Consider the following 14,705-nt stretch of genomic DNA (forward strand, 5'->3'; position numbering starts at 1 on the left):
CGGGTCAGACCGCGTACTCGAACATCCGCGCCATGCCGCCCTCGAGGTGGTAGAGGTTGTGGCAGTGGAAGAACCACCGGCCCGGGTTGTCGGCGGTGAACTCCACGCGCAGCGTCTCGCCCGGCGCCACGTTCGCGGTGTGCTTGAGCGGCGCATACTCGCCCGCACCCTGGAGCACGCGGAAGAAGTGGCCGTGCAGGTGCATCGGGTGCCACATCATGGTGCGGTTCTCGAGCGTCAGCTGCACGCGCTCGCCCTGGCGGACGACGAGCGGATCCGCCTCGGGCCACGCCTGCCCGCCGAGCGTCCAGACGTAGCGCTGCATGTCGCCGCCGAGCGGCAGAGCGATCGGGTGCGCATCGCCGGGCGGCAGCGTCGTGGGGATCGGGGAGTGCAGGTCGGCATAGGCGAGCGCGCGGCCGTCGAAGGCGGGCAGGGCCGCGTTCGGCGTCGGCCGCGCGTCGGGCGTGTGCAGGACGCCGATCGCCTGGCCGGAGCCGTCCTGGGCCACGGCGTGCAGCGTGAAGCTGCCGGAGCCGGCGAGCGTGACGACCGCGTCGTAGCACTCGGCCATGCCCATGGAGACGTGGTCGACGGTGACCGGCTCGACGGGCAGGCCGTCGGCGTGGGTGATGCGCAGCGGGTGGCCGTCGAGCCGCACGCGGAAGTACGTCGAGGTGCCGGCGTTGATGAGCCGCAGGCGGATCGTCTCGCCGGGGCGCGCGGCGAGCGTCCAGGGATCGTCGGCCGCGCGGCCGTTCAGGAGGAAGGCGTCGTAGCGCACGTCGGACAGATCGGGCTTGCCGCCGCCGTCCATCTGCATCGCGCCGCCCGCGGGCTTCGCGGCGGCGTCGGGTTTCGCCATGTCGCCGGGCTTCGCCATGCCTGCCGTCCCCGCCGCGGGCTTCGTGTCGCCGCGCAGCTTCGCGAAGAGGGCCTCGGGCGACTGGTGCGTCCAGTCGGACAGCATGACGACGGCGTCGTGGTCGGCGTGCAGCGACTCGTCGCGCGGCTCGATGACGAGCGGGCCGGCGAGGCCGATCTGCTCCTGGAAGCCGAAGTGCGAGTGGTACCAGTAGGTGCCGCTCTGGCGCAGCGGGAACTCGAAGATCGCGACCCGCTCCGCGGCGATGGGCGCGTTCGAGACCACCGGCACGCCGTCCATGCCGGCGGGGACGAGGAGGCCGTGCCAGTGGATCGACGTGGGGCTCGTCGCGAGCCGGTTCTCCACCTGGAGGCGCAGCACGTCGCCCTCGCGGGCGCGGATCAGGGGTCCGGGGTAGGTGCCGTTCACCGTGATGCCGGGGACGGCCGCCTTGCCGTCGGGGTCGAGCGTGGTCGCGGCGACCTGGAGCACGTACTGCGGCGTCGCCGGGTGCGGGACCGTGGGCGGCGTCGCCGCGATCGCGGTCGCCGTCGCCCGGGTGCCGAGTGCGGCCAGCGCGGTCGCAGCGCCTGCGGTCATCAGCCCGCGTCGCGACAGGCCCCGCCGTTCCTGGTTCCGGTCCATGCACGTCCTCCTCTCGTGGCCCTAGCGGCCGTGCCGTCGCGAGCCTGGCGTGTCGCCGCTCCTGCGTTCCGCTCCGATGCAGGCGGTCTCTACACGCTGCGTGTTTCCTCTACAAAGACGCGGAGCTGGCGCCGAGCCGACGGCTCAGGCGGCCTGCGGCCCGCGCAGGAGGCGTCCGGGCAGCGCGCCCGTCGACTGGCCGTCGCGGAAGGTGACCGCGCCGTGCGTGATCGTCGCCCGGTAGCCGCGGGCGCGCTGGATCAGGCGGCGGCCCTGCGCGGGCAGGTCGTAGACCATCTCGGGCACGTCGAGCGCCAGCGCGTCGAGATCGATGACGTTCACGTCGGCGAGGAGGCCGGGCGCGAGGCGGCCGCGGTCGGCGAGGCCGTAGAGGGCCGCGGTCTCCGACGTCTGGCGGCGCACCACCCACTCGAGCGGGAGGCGCTCGCCGCGGCGGCGGTCTCGTACCCAGTGCGTCAGCAGGAACGTCGGCGTGCCCGCGTCGCAGATGACGCCGCAGTGGGCGCCGCCGTCGGCCAGGCCGACCACCGCGCGCGGGTGCAGCAGCATGGTGCGGATCGCCTCGAAGTCGAAGCCCGAGTAGCCGAGCAGCGGCAGGTAGAGGAAGGCGCGGCCGTCGCGCTCGAGCAGCAGGTCGTAGGCGACCTCGTGCGGCGTCTTCCCCTGCGCCTGCGCGATCGCGGCGACGCTGCGGTCGGCGGCCGGCTCGTAGTCGGGCGGATCGCCGAGCGGGAAGATCTTGTGGAAGGCGCCGGCGATGAAGGCGACGATCGGATCCACCTGCGGCGGCGGCTCGGCGAGGATGGCGGCGCGCACGGCGGGGTCGCGCAGGCGCTGCACGCGCTCGGCGAGCGGCAGCCCCGCGAGCGCGCGATAGCCCGTGTGGCGCGCGAACGGGTGGACGTCGCCCTGGAGGCCGAGCAGCAGGCTCGTCGGCCGCGCCGCGATCTGCGGCACCAGCCGCGCGCCGCGCGCGGCGGCGCGGTCGGCGGCGGCGAGCAGGCGCTGCCACTGCTGCGGGTCGATGTCGTTCTGCAGGCACGCGAAGGTGACCGCGCAGCCGGTCTCGGTCGACAGCTGCTCCATCCAGGCCAGCTCCGGGTCCTCGGGCATGAGGTCGGCCGCGAGCTCGACCACGCCGTAGCCGACCTGGCCCAGCGCGCGGCCGATGCCGAGCAGCTCGTCGGGCCCCGCGAAGGTGCCGGGCACCGGCTCGCCGTCCTTGGCGCGGTGGAGCATCGTGCGCGAGGTCGTGAAGCCGAGCGCGCCGGCGGCGAGGCCCTCGCGCACGATCGCCGCCATCGCGGCGATGTCGTCGGCGGTGGCGGGCTCGTTCTTCGCCCCGCGCTCGCCCATGACGTAGGCGCGCACCGCGCCGTGCGGCACCTGCGCGGCGACGTCGAGCACGCGCGGCTTGCCGTCGAGCGCGTCGAGGTACTGCGGGAAGCCCTCCCACTCCCAGGTGATGCCCTCGGCGAGCGCCGTGCCCGGGATGTCCTCGACGCCCTCCATCAGCGCGATCAGCCAGTCGTGCTTGTCGGGGCGCGCGGGCGCGAAGCCGACGCCGCAGTTGCCCATCACCAGCGTCGTCACGCCGTGCCACGACGACGGCGTCAGCAGCGGGTCCCACGTCACCTGGCCGTCGTAGTGGGTGTGCACGTCGACCCAGCCGGGCGCGACGACGAGGCCCCTGGCGTCGATCTCCTCGCGGCCGCGGCCGGCGGTGCCGCCGACGCTGCTGATGCGCTCGCCGTCGATGGCGAGGTCGCCTTCCACGGGGGCGGCGCCGGTACCGTCGACGAGGGTGGCATTGCGGACGACGAGGTCGTGCATGGCGGGAGAGTAGGGCGGGCCGGGCGGAGCTGTCCACCCGCGACGCGTTGACCGGGCGGACTCCCGAGCATATCGCGTGCGCCCGGTGCTGGAGGGGGCGGAGCTGGCGCGGCGGCGCGCGGTCTGGGAGGCGCTGGCCGATCTGTTCCTCGACACCGAGACCCGCTGGCAGCTGCCCGCGATCGCCGCGGTGCTCGTGGAGTCGGGGTACGCGCCCGAGGAGCTGGAGCGCATCTGGCGGCGCGAGCTGCTGCCCGAGCTCGGCGGCAACGTGCTGCAGGCCGCCGGCGAGTGGGCGGCCCTCGCGCTCGACGAGGACCGCCTGGCCGTGCGCGCCGCCGGCCACACGAGCCTCGGCGAGCGCCTGGTCGCCTGGCTCGCCGGGCGCGTCCTGCGCCGCACCTGGCACGCGCTCGGTACCCTGCGCGCACGGCTCGCCGCGCTCGAGCCGGCGGCGCGCGACGCGCGCGTCGCGCTCTGGTCCGGGCTCGCCCGTCTCTACTTCGAGCGCACCGACGCGCCAGATCCGCTCGGCTGGCAGGAGGGCCTGTATCGCTCCGGCTTCGACCGCGCCGGCTGCCATGCGGCGTTCACCCACGACGTCGAGCCGATCTTCGCGGCGCTCCTCGTCGGCGGCGAGCGCGCCTTCGAGGCGGCGCGCGCGGCGCGCGTGCGGGCGGGGATCGCGTGGGCGTTCGGGTGACGTCTCAGCGCGGCGGACGATAGGGCTTCTTCAGCCGCGGCTCGATGCCCGCCGCGAGGTACGGCTCGAGCCAGCCGTGCCCCGCGTCGGGCCACGCGTCGACGTTCGGGAGGTAGGGCTTCAGGTCGAGGATCGGCGTGCCGTCGAGAAGGTCGACGCCGCGCACCTCGACGCGGCCGGCCGCCACGTCGACGCCGACGAGCTCGACCGACGTGAGCCCGATCGGCGACGGCCGGTGCGGCGCGCGTGTCGCGAAGACGCCCCGCTTCGGCCCGCCGCGCGGCGGCTTCACGCGCAGCGCGAAGGTCTCGCCGTGGTGGTGGAAGGCGAACAGCACCCAGATGCGGCCGAACGCGCCGAGGTCGGCGAGGCCCTCGCGATAGGCGGGCAGGATCGCGAGCACGCCGGCGGAATCGGGCGCCGCCGACGGCTGGTGCGGCGCGTCCTCCTTGCGCGGCCACGGCGTGCGGGCGTGGCCGATGACGGTCATCGCGAACGTGGTCGGCGCGTCCGGCATCCTGCGGCGACGGCGTTACGCGGCGTGCCGGCCGCGTGCAACCCGCGCGGCTGGTGCTGGACGCGGCCGCGCGCTAGGGAGCCCGCATGGACCTCGGCGTCGTCATCTTCCCCACCGACTACTCGATCCGCCCCGACGACTTCGCGCGCGCCTGCGAGGAGCGCGGCTTCGAGTCGGTGTGGTTCCCGGAGCACACGCACATCCCGGCGAGCCGCAGGACGCCGTATCCCGCCGGCGGCGATCTGCCGCCGGAGTACTGGCACAGCCACGATCCCTTCGTCGCGCTCACGGCCGCGGCGGCGGCGACGACACGCATCAAGGTCGCGACCGGCATCTGCCTCCTCGTCGAACGCGATCCGATCACGACGGCGAAGGCGGTCGCCTCGCTCGACCTCCTCTCCGGCGGCCGCTTCCTCTTCGGCATCGGCGGCGGGTGGAACGTCGAGGAGATGGAGAACCACGGCACGAACCCGAAGCGCCGCTGGAAGCTCCTGCGCGAGCGCGTGCTGGCGATGAAGCAGATCTGGACGCAGGAGGCGGCCGAGTACCACGGCGAGCTCGTCGACTTCGATCCGATCTGGTCGTACCCGAAGCCGGTGCAGAAGCCGCACCCGCCGGTCATCCTCGGCAGCGCATCGCGCAAGAGCCTCGACCGCGTCGTCGACTACTGCGACGGCTGGGTGCCGATCGGCTTCGCGGTGAGCGATCTCCCGGGCGTGATCGCCGAGCTGCGCGAGAAGGCGAAGGCGAAGGGGCGCGATCCCGAGTCGATCGAGCTCTCGCTCTTCTGGGCGCCGGGCGACCTCGACATGCTGCGGCGCTACCGCGACCTCGGCTTCAGGCGCGGCATCCTCGCGGTGCCGTCGGGCAAGCCCGAGGAGGTCCTGCCGATGCTCGACGGCTACGCGCCGCTCGTGGGGCAGCTGCGCGCCTCGTGAACGGCTGGTCGATCGCAGGCAAGACCTGCCTCGTCACCGGCGGAACGAGCGGCATCGGCGAGGCGGCGGCTTCGGCGCTCGCGAAAGCGGGCGCGCGGCTCGTGCTGGTCGCGCGCAGCCCGGCGCGCGCCGAGGCGACGATCGCCCGCATTCGCGCGGTCGCGCCGCAGGCGCAGCCGGCCGTCCTCTACGGGGACCTCGCGGTGCAGGCCGACGTGCGCCGCGTCGCTGCCGAGTTCCTCGCCAGCGAGCGCCCGCTGCACGTCCTGCTCAACAATGCCGGCCTCATGATGGACCGTCGCCAGGAGACCGCCGACGGCATCGAGACCTGCTTCGCGGTGAACCACCTCGCGCCGTTCCTGCTGACCAACCTGCTCCTCGACCGGCTGCGCGCGAGCGCGCCGGCGCGGGTGGTCACGGTGAGCTCGGTCGCGCATCGCATGGCGGGGCGGTTCGACCTCGGCTGGACGCAGCCCGGCGCGCGCTATCGTCCCTTCCACGCGTACGCGGCGAGCAAGCTCTGCAACCTGCTCTTCACGCAGGAGCTCGCCCGGCGCCTCGGCGACAGCGGCGTCACCGCGACGTGCGTCCATCCCGGCAACGTGGCGACGCGCTTCGGGCAGAACACCGAGGGCTTCTTCAACTGGGGCACGCGGCTCGTCGAGCGCTTCCGTCGCACGCCGGAGCAGGGCGCCGAGACGCTGGTGTGGCTGTGCGCCGATCCCGCGGCCGGCCCGACCGGCGGCTACTTCGCCGACCGCAAGGCGAAGCAGCCCGGCCGCAACGCGCGCGACGCCGAGGCAGCGCGGCGGCTGTGGGACGAGAGCGCGCGGCTCGCCCGGCTCTGACGGGTGGGACGCGGCTCCGGCACGTCGCCCGAGGCGTTTGCGGACTCGGGACACTAGCGTCGCGCGGCGCGTGCCCGCGCGCGGCCTTCGGCCACCGTCGCCGCCAGCGGCTCCGCGCACGACGGCTCGAGGAAGCGCTTGCGCGCCAGCTTGCGCACGGTACGCCCCGCGCGCCCGAGCTGCGACGCCGCGCGCGTCAGCTGCCGCCGCGCCGCCGGATCGCCGCCGGCGCGAGCGTCGGCGATGAGCCCGCAGGCCTTCGCGACGTTGCCGGCCAGCTGCACGGGCAACGCCGTGCCGCAGCCCGCCGGCACCGGCGTCTCGCAGACGCAGCCGGCGAGATCGATGCGATCGCCGCGGTCGGCGACGGAGCAGTCCGCCGGCGCGCCCGCCGCCGCGAAGAGGGCGCGCGCGAGACCGCGGTACGCCGGCTTCGGCTGCCAGGCCGCGTCGAACGGCAGCGGCGCGCCGTCGTAGTTGAGGACGCTCCGGATCCACGAGAAGCCGTCGCCCATGCCCCACACCGTGACGCCCGTGCACGCCGGCACCGCGAGGCACGCCGCCATCACGTCGCGATACGTCTCGCCCTGCCGCGCGAGGGCGCAGGGCGTGTGCGGCGCCGGCAGGCTGACGTCGAGCTCGGTGATCTCGACCGCGAGGCCGAGCGCCGCGAAGCGGGCGATGGTCGCCTCCATCTCGGCGCGCGTCGGCCGGTAGGCGGGCGCGTACGGCGGCGTGATGTGCCCCTGGAAGCCGACGCCGTGGAGCGGCGCGCCGGCGGCGAGGAGGTCCTGCACGAGACGGAAGAAGCGCTCCTGCTTCGGGCCCGGCGCGAACGCGAGCAGCTCGTTGACGAAGAGCTTCGCCTGCGGGTCGGCGGCGTGCGCGACGCGCAGCGCCTCTTCGATGTAGCCGGGGCCGAGCAGGCGCTGGAAGACGTAGGGCTCGAGCCCGTCCGTCGTGCCCGGCGTACCGAAGAACGTCAGCGGCTCGTTGACCACGTCCCACTGCGCGACGCGGCCGGCGTAGCGGCCGACGAGCGTCTCGATGTGCGTATGCATCACCGTGCGCATCACGGCGGGGTCGGTGATCGCGTTCACCCACGCAGGCAGCGCCAGACGGCCCCAGACGAGCGGATGCCCGCGGACGCGGAGCCCGCGCGCCGTCGCCTCGGCCATCGCCGTGTCGGAGCTGGCGAAGTTGAAGACGCCCGGCTGCGGCTGCACGGCGGACCAGTACACGCCCATGGTGGTGGAGCCGAACTCCTGCCCGAGCAGCGCGCGGAACGCCGGCTGGTCGCTGCCTTCGACGAAGGCGGCGCCGATCTCGACGCCGGCACGGGCGGCGAGGTCGCCGAGGCTGCACGGTGCGGGGGCGGCGTGGCCGGACGGGACGAGGGCGAGCAGGGCGAGAGCGGTGAGCCGGGCGAGCACGAGGGGAACGTAGAGGGCGGGCGGCGCGGGCGTCAACGACGAAGCGCGCCAGCAGGCAGGGCGCGGTCGCGATCGGCCCGGACCGCGCAGACGCGCGGTCGCCGTGGGACGGAGAGGATTCGTGAGACGTCGGGGATCATGGCCCACGCGCTCGCCCGCTCGTTGCGGCTCCTGCTCGTCGCGTCCGGCGCTCATGCCGTCACCGGCAGCCTCGATCCGCAGTTCGGCTCCGGCGGCACGGTGACGACGCCGGTCCCAGGCCCGTCGGGCGCGGAGGGCGTGCTCGTGCAGCCCGACGGCGAGATCGTCGCGGCGGGCAGCCCGAAGAAGTAGGGCGCGAGGAGGGAGGGCCGGATCTATCGCGGCGATCGGCCGAAAGAATTGGCCGTTCGCCGCCGCCGGGCGCATCCTCCGACGCACAAGGAGGATCGATTTCATGCTCGGCATCGGTCAAAAGTTCCCCGCATTCGACGTCACCGGCGTCGTGTCGAACGACATGACGACGGCGTTCCAGCCCGTCACCAGCGAGACCCACGCGGGCAAGTGGCTCGTCGTCTTCTTCTGGCCCAAGGACTTCACGTTCGTCTGTCCGACGGAGATCGCGGCCTTCGGCAAGCTCGACCGCGAGTTCAAGGATCGTGACGCGCAGGTGCTCGGCGTCAGCGTCGACTCCGAGTTCGTGCACCTCGCCTGGCGGCGCGACAAGGAGGAGCTCCGCGACCTCCCGTTCCCGATGCTCGCCGACGTGAAGCGCGAGCTGTCGCAGGCGCTCGGCGTCCTCGACCCGGAGGCGGGCGTGGCGCAGCGGGCGACGTTCATCGTCGATCCGCAGGGCGTGATCCGCTTCGTCTACGTGACGGACCTGAGCGTGGGCCGCAGCCCCGAAGAGGTGCTGCGCGTGCTCGACGGCCTCCAGACCGACGAGCTGTGCCCCTGCAACTGGAAGAAGGGCGACGCCACCCTGACGGCGGCGTAACGGAGGCCATGATGACGCTCGACGCGATCCGCGAGGCGCTGCCCGAGCACGCCCGCGACCTGAAGCTCAACCTGGGCTCGGTGCTGACGCCGCAGGGCGCGCCGGGCCTCACCGAGACCCAGCTGTGGAGCGTGGCGGTGGCTTCGGCCATCGCCGCGCGCAACCCCGCCTTCGCGCGGGCCGTCGAAGCGAGCGCCGGCGAGCGCCTCGGCGGCCCCGCGCTCGCGGGCGCCAAGGCCGCCGCGGCGGTCATGGGCATGAACAACGTCTACTACCGCTTCGTGCACCTGGTGGACGATGCCGAGTACCGCAGCATGCCGGCTCGCCTGCGCATGAACGTGATCGGCAACCCCGGCGTTCCGAAGGCCGACTTCGAGCTGGCATCGCTCGCGGTGTCGGCGGTGAACGGCTGCGGCATGTGCATCACCGCGCACGAGGCGACGCTGCGCAAGGAAGGCGTACCGCGCGAGGCGATCCAGAGCGCGGTACGCGTGGCGGCGGTGATCCACGCCGTCGCGGCGGTGCTCGAGTACGAGCAGGCGGCGTAAACGCGAGCGTCCCGGCGCGACCTGCTGCGCGCCCTGCGCCGAGTCGGGTGCGGCGCGGTCGCGGCAGGTCGTCCGGGACGTCGAGCGATCTCGACGAGCCGCCGGCGACCGGGTATGCCTCACTCCAGCAGACAGCCGCTGTCATCCTCTCGTCGCGCATCGTTGACGGCACGAGGAGCGCGGCGATATTACCGATCTTGCCGTGCAGCCAGGTTGTCCAGCGGGATCCCCGCCCCCGTTTCCGTTCGAACCTCCTGGGCTCGACCGGCTCACGGTGTTCCGCCACCGCGTCACCGTGTCGGCAGTGGATCCCATCTTCGCGAATTCGGCTCGCCTGCCGAACATGCTGCGAGGGACGTTCGAGATCACTTTCCGGCGGCTCGTCTGCCACGACATATCTCTCGACTGTCGCGCGTGCCCGCTCCTGAGCGCATGTCCCTATCCCGCCGTGTTCCGACCGTCACCGCCGGCAGGAGCGGAGCGTCTGTCGCGCGCGCAGGACCTGCCGCGTCCGTTCGTGCTCGAGCCGCCAGTCGATGCGCCGGCTCGGCTGCGACCGGGCGACGAGCTCGATGTCGGCCTGACGCTCTTCGGACGCGCCAATGACCTCGCGCCGTACTTCGTCGTGGCGCTGCGCGCGCTGGCCGACCGTGGGCTCGGCCCGACGCGGGGACGGCTCCGCATCGGGCGGGTGGTGGGGCAGACGCCGGACGGAGAGCATGGCGTGTTCGACGCCGGCACGGCAGCGGTGCGGCCAGTGCTCGACGGGCTGCGACTTCCTCATCTGTGTCAGCCAAACGACGAGCGCGCCCGGCGCGTGCGCATCCGCTTCGTCACGCCGACGACGCTCAAGCGTGACGGGCGGTGGGTCGAGACGCCGTCCTTCGCGGACGTCGTCTGTCGCATTCGTGACCGGCTGTCGTCGCTGGCGGCGTTCTACGGCGACGGGCCGGTGGAGATGGATTTCGCGGGCGTCGGGGGAGCCGCCTCGGCGGTGCGGACGGTGGAGTGCCGGACGCGATGGGAGCGGCGGACGCGGCGGTCGAACCGGACGGGCGCGGTGCATGAGACGTCAGGGTTCGTGGGGGAGGCGGTGTACGCGGGGGAGGTCGGGCCGTGGATGCCGCTGTTGCGGCTGGGGGAGGCGGTGCACGTGGGGAAGTACGCGGTGTGGGGGAATGGGAGAGTGGAGGTCGAGGCTGCGTGAGCCGACCAGACGGGGCATCTCAGGGCAACACCCCTTCGCCTATTGTGAAGCCTACTAGTGAACCTTCCTTTGCAGACACATTTACTGCGCTGACCGGGGGGCGGCGACCCTATGCGTACCAGGAGCGCGTTGATCGGCACCTGCAGTCTGCACACGACTTACTGCTCACGGCCCCTACGGGTTCAGGCAAGACGCTCGCGACGGTCGCCCCGTTTTTCCATGCTCGGCGCGTCGGCCGTCCGATCGCCGACCGCATCCTTTACGCGTTGCCCTTGCGAACGCTGGCCCGGAAGCTCGCGGTCGACCTGCGACCGGTCGTCGAGCGGGTCGACCCCTCGGTTCGGGTCACGGTGCAAACGGGTGACCAGCCCGAAGATGACCTTCTGCAAGGTGACATCGTATTCACGACGATTGACCAGCTGCTGTCAGCGTATCTGCACGTGCCTCTCTCGCTCCCGCGCAAGCTCGACAACATCAACGCAGGGGGCCTCGTTGGGGCCCTTGTGGTGTTCGACGAGGTGCACTTGCTCGAGCCGGCGCGCGCCCTGGGCACCGCCGTCCATCTCATGGAGAATCTCCGAGGCCTCGCGCAGTTCGTGCTCGCGACAGCGACGTTGACCACCGCGGCCCGCGAGCTTCTCTGTTCACGCCGTTGCCTCTACGAAGATGGACCGCAACGAGCCGAATTCTGCGAGATGCCCGCGTTGCGGTCGCGTGAGCGAACCTGGACCACCTGCGACGGGCCGCTCGACGCTACAGAGGTGCTGGCGGCTCACCGTGGTGGTCGTACGCTCGTGGTAGCGAATACAGTTCGACGGGCGCAGGACATCGGCCGTGCACTGCTCGCCAGTAAGCCGCGAGGTTGCCAGGTGATTGTGCTCCACGGACGGTTCTACACGGACGACCGCAAGCGTGCCGAAGATCGCGTCGCCGAGATCATGGGCCCGGATGCGCCCCCCTGTGATGCGATTGTCGTCACGACGCAGGTGATCGAGGCAGGCATGGACATCTCCTGCGAGCTCTTGATGACGGAGGTTGCGCCCGCGAACGCGATTGTACAGCGAGCTGGTCGCTGTGCACGTTACGCACCCCCACGAAGCCTTGGCCAGGTGTACGTCTACAACACTCTCGGCAAGGACGGCCGCCGTGCGTTGGGCCCGTACAAGGGACTCAAGGGCGTCATCGAGGATACGTGGCAGGCGCTGCCGACGCGTCCAACGGTGCTCGACGTGGCGGGCGAGTGTACGCTCCTCGAAGCCGGCCTCGGACGCTCAGAGATGGCCAAGTTGGAGACTGAAGTGTTCGGACAGTTGGGCGCACGGACCCGCGCCGAACGGATTCGCAGCGTATGGTCGCGCGGGGACCTTGCAGCCGTGCGCGAACTGATTCGCGACGTGCAGGCTGTCTCAGTGTACGTGGTTGATGATGTCCGCACCGTCGAGCCTGCTCGTGGAGCCCTCGCGCTCTCGGTTCCCCTTACAACCTGGCGAGCATTCCTCCACAACATCGATCCGACCTCGATCCACGGCCTGTCTGAGTCTGAGGACGCGGGCTGCGACGCCGCGTGGAGTGCATTCGAATGGCGCCCTCTTCGCACTGCCGAGGAAGCGTGCCTGGCGTATACCGTACCCACGTCACTTGCTCGGTACACGCGCCAGCTTGGCCTTGAGCTCGGGGTGCCATCCGATGATGCGGTGCGAGAGCCTCCGGCCGGGCGGGCTCCTAGAGGTACCCGTCCTCACTACTGGCGCGAGTCCTACCGGGACCATGTGAGGCGAGTCCTCTCCGCTGCACGTCTTTGGCTCACCAAGCAGCCGGTAGCAGTCGAGCGACTCGCTGTGCGATACGGGATGTCGGCAGTCGTCGTAGAGGCCCTCGTTCTCCTCGCGGCCGGCCTACACGACGTGGGGAAGCTCGATCGCGAAAGCCAGATGGCCGCCCACGAGTGGCAGCGCGCGCGCTCCCGGCCTGATACGCCCGGCGAGCCGCTTGCACATACCGACTATCATCCGGAACGGGATCGTCGGTGCCGATCGCCCTTCGGCCGGCATGCGGTCGAGGGCGCGCTTGCGTCGATGGATCTAGTCGGCTCCTGGCTTCTCGAGCTTGGTACCCCAGCAATACTGGTCAACGATGCCACGTGCGTGGTCGCCTCCGCCGTGGCTCGCCACCACGCGCCGCGCGCCACGGATGCGAGACCCTTCGAACTGGTCGAAGACGCGCTCGGCCACGTGGTTGAAGCTTTTGAAGGCGTGCTGGCTGGCACGCCGCGAGAGGGCATCTGCCTCGCCAACGACGGCCGCGATGCTAGCCGCTGTCTTGTTGATCCGAACGATCCGACAGCGGCGCACCTCTGGCCGCTGTACACGTTCGTCGTGCGAGGCCTCCGGCTCGCCGATCAGGCCGGCACCGCCGCAGGAGCGCGCGAAGGAGCGAACAGGTGATGGCGGGGTACCTGTGGTCCAAGAGTACAGGCACGCACGCGGACGTGCTCGTCGCTGCTGGCCTGGCACAAGTGCTCGCCTCGATCGGGCGAGGCGGTCAGCCTCGCGAGGTCGCACTCAAGGACGAAGGATCGCGCTATCGCATTGATGTTACGCCCGACCTCGAGTCAGATGCTATCGATTGCTGGGACGGTGATCCCTTCTACCCGTACATCCGCGGCGTGCTGAAGGGAGACTCTGGTGTCCCCGCTGGGGCGATCGACTACGCAGGCGAATCCAAGAAGCTCGATGCGGCGCGCAAACGCACGGGGGGCAGGGCCAAGCGGAAGCGGCCGACAGTCGCGACGGTCGAAGACACCACGCTTAGCGCGGTTACCGAGGAGCCGCACGCCGAAATCGCACTGCTGCGAATGCTCAACGGAATGCGCAAGGGGTTCTTCGGTGACCTCCACATGCACAAGGCGCTACGCGCCAACCCTCCACGGGAGGCGCTGCGCGCGCGCCTGGCCGCTTTGCGAAAGGGCGCGACGCGTTCGGCCGATGAGCCTGCTGGGCCCCAGATCAAGCTGACGGCAAGCCAGTGGTTCACACCACTGACCGGCAAAGGTATCTGCCGCGTCAAGGCGAACGGCGTTGCGTTGGTTCAGTTCCCATCTGCCCGGCTCGACTGGTTCGAGTCATGGATGCGGTTCGTCGGCATGTACCATTGCCTGACTGGCCACGTGGTCAGCGACGACATCGTGCTCTGCGCGATCGCGCCAGGTGCAGCGGGAGGGATCCCCTTCCATACTCTCGGCACGTCCGTGCGAGGGAACCTGCGCGATCGGCGAGTAGGCGGTGGCAACCTCGAAGTGCGGGTCATCCTCGAAACGACCCGAGCACTTGTACGCCACAGCGCCGAGTACGCGGAGGGACCAAACCCGTTCCGGTTCGGTCGGCGAAGGCCCTCCGACGTGATCTCGGGGCTCCACGTGACCACGTACAAAAAGATGGGTACGGCCTCGGCGGTGATGAACGTCGCCTTCCTGGGCCTACCGGGCTGGATGGCGATTGAGACGCGAGCGGACGCGGTCGCCTGCGACGACGTGATCGAAGATATCGATATCTTCCAGCGGCAGCTCGTGAACGACAAGGGGAAAGTGATCGACGCCGACACGCTGCGCGCTCTCCGTGAGATGCTGGCGACTGGCACGCTCGAGGCGACGCTCACTTTCCTGGCACGGATGGCTGTTGCGGTAACGGCGCGCCTCACGGCGGGGGCGTACGCGCAGTTTCTTTCGACCGCCACGGTCCGGAGGATACTCATGGCACAGGACGAGCTCGTGAAGCGCATCATCGACGACGCGGGGTTCCAGGCGGTCGCGACCGCGATGCGTCGCGCCACCATTCATGCGATGCTCGACGAGGACTCAGCGCTCGAGCCGTTCTACGGCCTGGCCCAGACCTGGAAGCAGCACGCCTCGGACAAGCCGGTTCTCGCAAGCCTGCTCGGCGAATTTGTGCAGCGGTTCAACACCGCCGTCGCGCGCAAGGTCGAGGACTCTCGAAAGAAGGGGGGCGAGCGCCCGCGCATCAAGCTCGTCACCGAGGACGAGCTTGCGAGTGTGCTCCAGCTCATGGAGGAGCCAGGCTCGTCCAGTTCCCTCGTGGCGCACTTGCTTCTCGGATTCGGCTACGCGCAGACCAAGAGAGACGATAGCAGCCCGCTGGCTGGGAAGGGGGAATGA

Annotated in this window: 13 protein-coding genes; 9 read left to right on the forward strand and 4 right to left on the reverse strand. The window is 71.2% G+C overall.

Annotation, left to right across the window (positions count from 1 at the left end; translation table 11 throughout):
* Positions 1–4 precede the first annotated feature (4 nt).
* A complete protein-coding gene (locus KIT14_11220; GenBank protein ID MCW5891105.1) occupies positions 5–1,510 on the reverse strand; it encodes a multicopper oxidase domain-containing protein in 1,506 nt (501 codons plus the stop codon).
* 144 nt (positions 1,511–1,654) lie between these two features.
* Entirely contained in the window at positions 1,655–3,364 is a 1,710-nt protein-coding gene (locus KIT14_11225) for an amidohydrolase family protein (protein MCW5891106.1), read from the reverse strand.
* 85 nt (positions 3,365–3,449) lie between these two features.
* Here KIT14_11225 and KIT14_11230 point away from each other — a divergent pair, with 85 nt between their 5' ends.
* Entirely contained in the window at positions 3,450–4,067 is a 618-nt protein-coding gene (locus KIT14_11230) for a hypothetical protein (GenBank protein ID MCW5891107.1), read from the forward strand.
* Positions 4,068–4,071: 4 nt separating this feature from the next.
* Here KIT14_11230 and tsaA read toward each other — a convergent pair whose 3' ends face one another.
* Positions 4,072–4,584 carry a tRNA (N6-threonylcarbamoyladenosine(37)-N6)-methyltransferase TrmO gene (gene tsaA / locus KIT14_11235; GenBank protein ID MCW5891108.1) on the reverse strand — a complete coding sequence of 171 codons (513 nt, stop codon included), beginning with the start codon at positions 4,582–4,584 and terminating at the stop codon, positions 4,072–4,074.
* Between the two features lie 86 nt (positions 4,585–4,670).
* On the opposite strand from tsaA, the gene KIT14_11240 reads away from it, so the two are divergent.
* Together KIT14_11240 and KIT14_11245 are read left to right on the forward strand one after the other, a co-directional pair.
* Positions 4,671–5,522: an LLM class F420-dependent oxidoreductase gene (locus tag KIT14_11240; GenBank protein ID MCW5891109.1), complete on the forward strand. Its 852-nt coding sequence runs from the start codon at positions 4,671–4,673 to the stop codon at positions 5,520–5,522.
* Positions 5,519–6,370 carry an SDR family NAD(P)-dependent oxidoreductase gene (locus KIT14_11245; protein ID MCW5891110.1) on the forward strand — a complete coding sequence of 284 codons (852 nt, stop codon included), beginning with the start codon at positions 5,519–5,521 and terminating at the stop codon, positions 6,368–6,370. Before KIT14_11240 ends, KIT14_11245 begins: the two co-directional genes overlap by 4 nt.
* A 53-nt stretch (positions 6,371–6,423) precedes the next feature.
* Here KIT14_11245 and KIT14_11250 read toward each other — a convergent pair whose 3' ends face one another.
* Positions 6,424–7,803, reverse strand: coding sequence for an endo-1,4-beta-xylanase (locus KIT14_11250; protein ID MCW5891111.1), 1,380 nt, complete (start codon positions 7,801–7,803; stop codon positions 6,424–6,426).
* A gap of 138 nt (positions 7,804–7,941) precedes the next feature.
* On the opposite strand from KIT14_11250, the gene KIT14_11255 reads away from it, so the two are divergent.
* From KIT14_11255 to KIT14_11280, 6 genes are all read left to right on the forward strand, one after another.
* Positions 7,942–8,136 carry a hypothetical protein gene (locus KIT14_11255; GenBank protein MCW5891112.1) on the forward strand — a complete coding sequence of 65 codons (195 nt, stop codon included), beginning with the start codon at positions 7,942–7,944 and terminating at the stop codon, positions 8,134–8,136.
* 103 nt (positions 8,137–8,239) lie between these two features.
* Positions 8,240–8,779 carry a peroxiredoxin gene (locus KIT14_11260; GenBank protein MCW5891113.1) on the forward strand — a complete coding sequence of 180 codons (540 nt, stop codon included), beginning with the start codon at positions 8,240–8,242 and terminating at the stop codon, positions 8,777–8,779.
* Positions 8,780–8,790: 11 nt separating this feature from the next.
* Entirely contained in the window at positions 8,791–9,327 is a 537-nt protein-coding gene (locus KIT14_11265) for a carboxymuconolactone decarboxylase family protein (protein ID MCW5891114.1), read from the forward strand.
* 274 nt (positions 9,328–9,601) lie between these two features.
* Positions 9,602–10,534, forward strand: a complete 933-nt coding sequence (gene cas6, locus KIT14_11270; GenBank protein ID MCW5891115.1) for a CRISPR system precrRNA processing endoribonuclease RAMP protein Cas6 — start codon at positions 9,602–9,604, stop codon at positions 10,532–10,534.
* Positions 10,531–12,978 (forward strand): CRISPR-associated helicase Cas3', encoded by a 2,448-nt coding sequence (cas3, locus tag KIT14_11275; GenBank protein MCW5891116.1) that lies wholly within the window; start codon positions 10,531–10,533, stop codon positions 12,976–12,978. The genes cas6 and cas3 overlap by 4 nt, the downstream gene beginning before the upstream one ends.
* Positions 12,978–14,705, forward strand: a complete 1,728-nt coding sequence (locus KIT14_11280; GenBank protein ID MCW5891117.1) for a hypothetical protein — start codon at positions 12,978–12,980, stop codon at positions 14,703–14,705. Before cas3 ends, KIT14_11280 begins: the two co-directional genes overlap by 1 nt.

The organism is bacterium (genome assembly GCA_026129405.1).
In the GTDB taxonomy this organism is placed as follows: domain Bacteria; phylum Desulfobacterota; class Binatia; order DP-6; family DP-6; genus JAHCID01.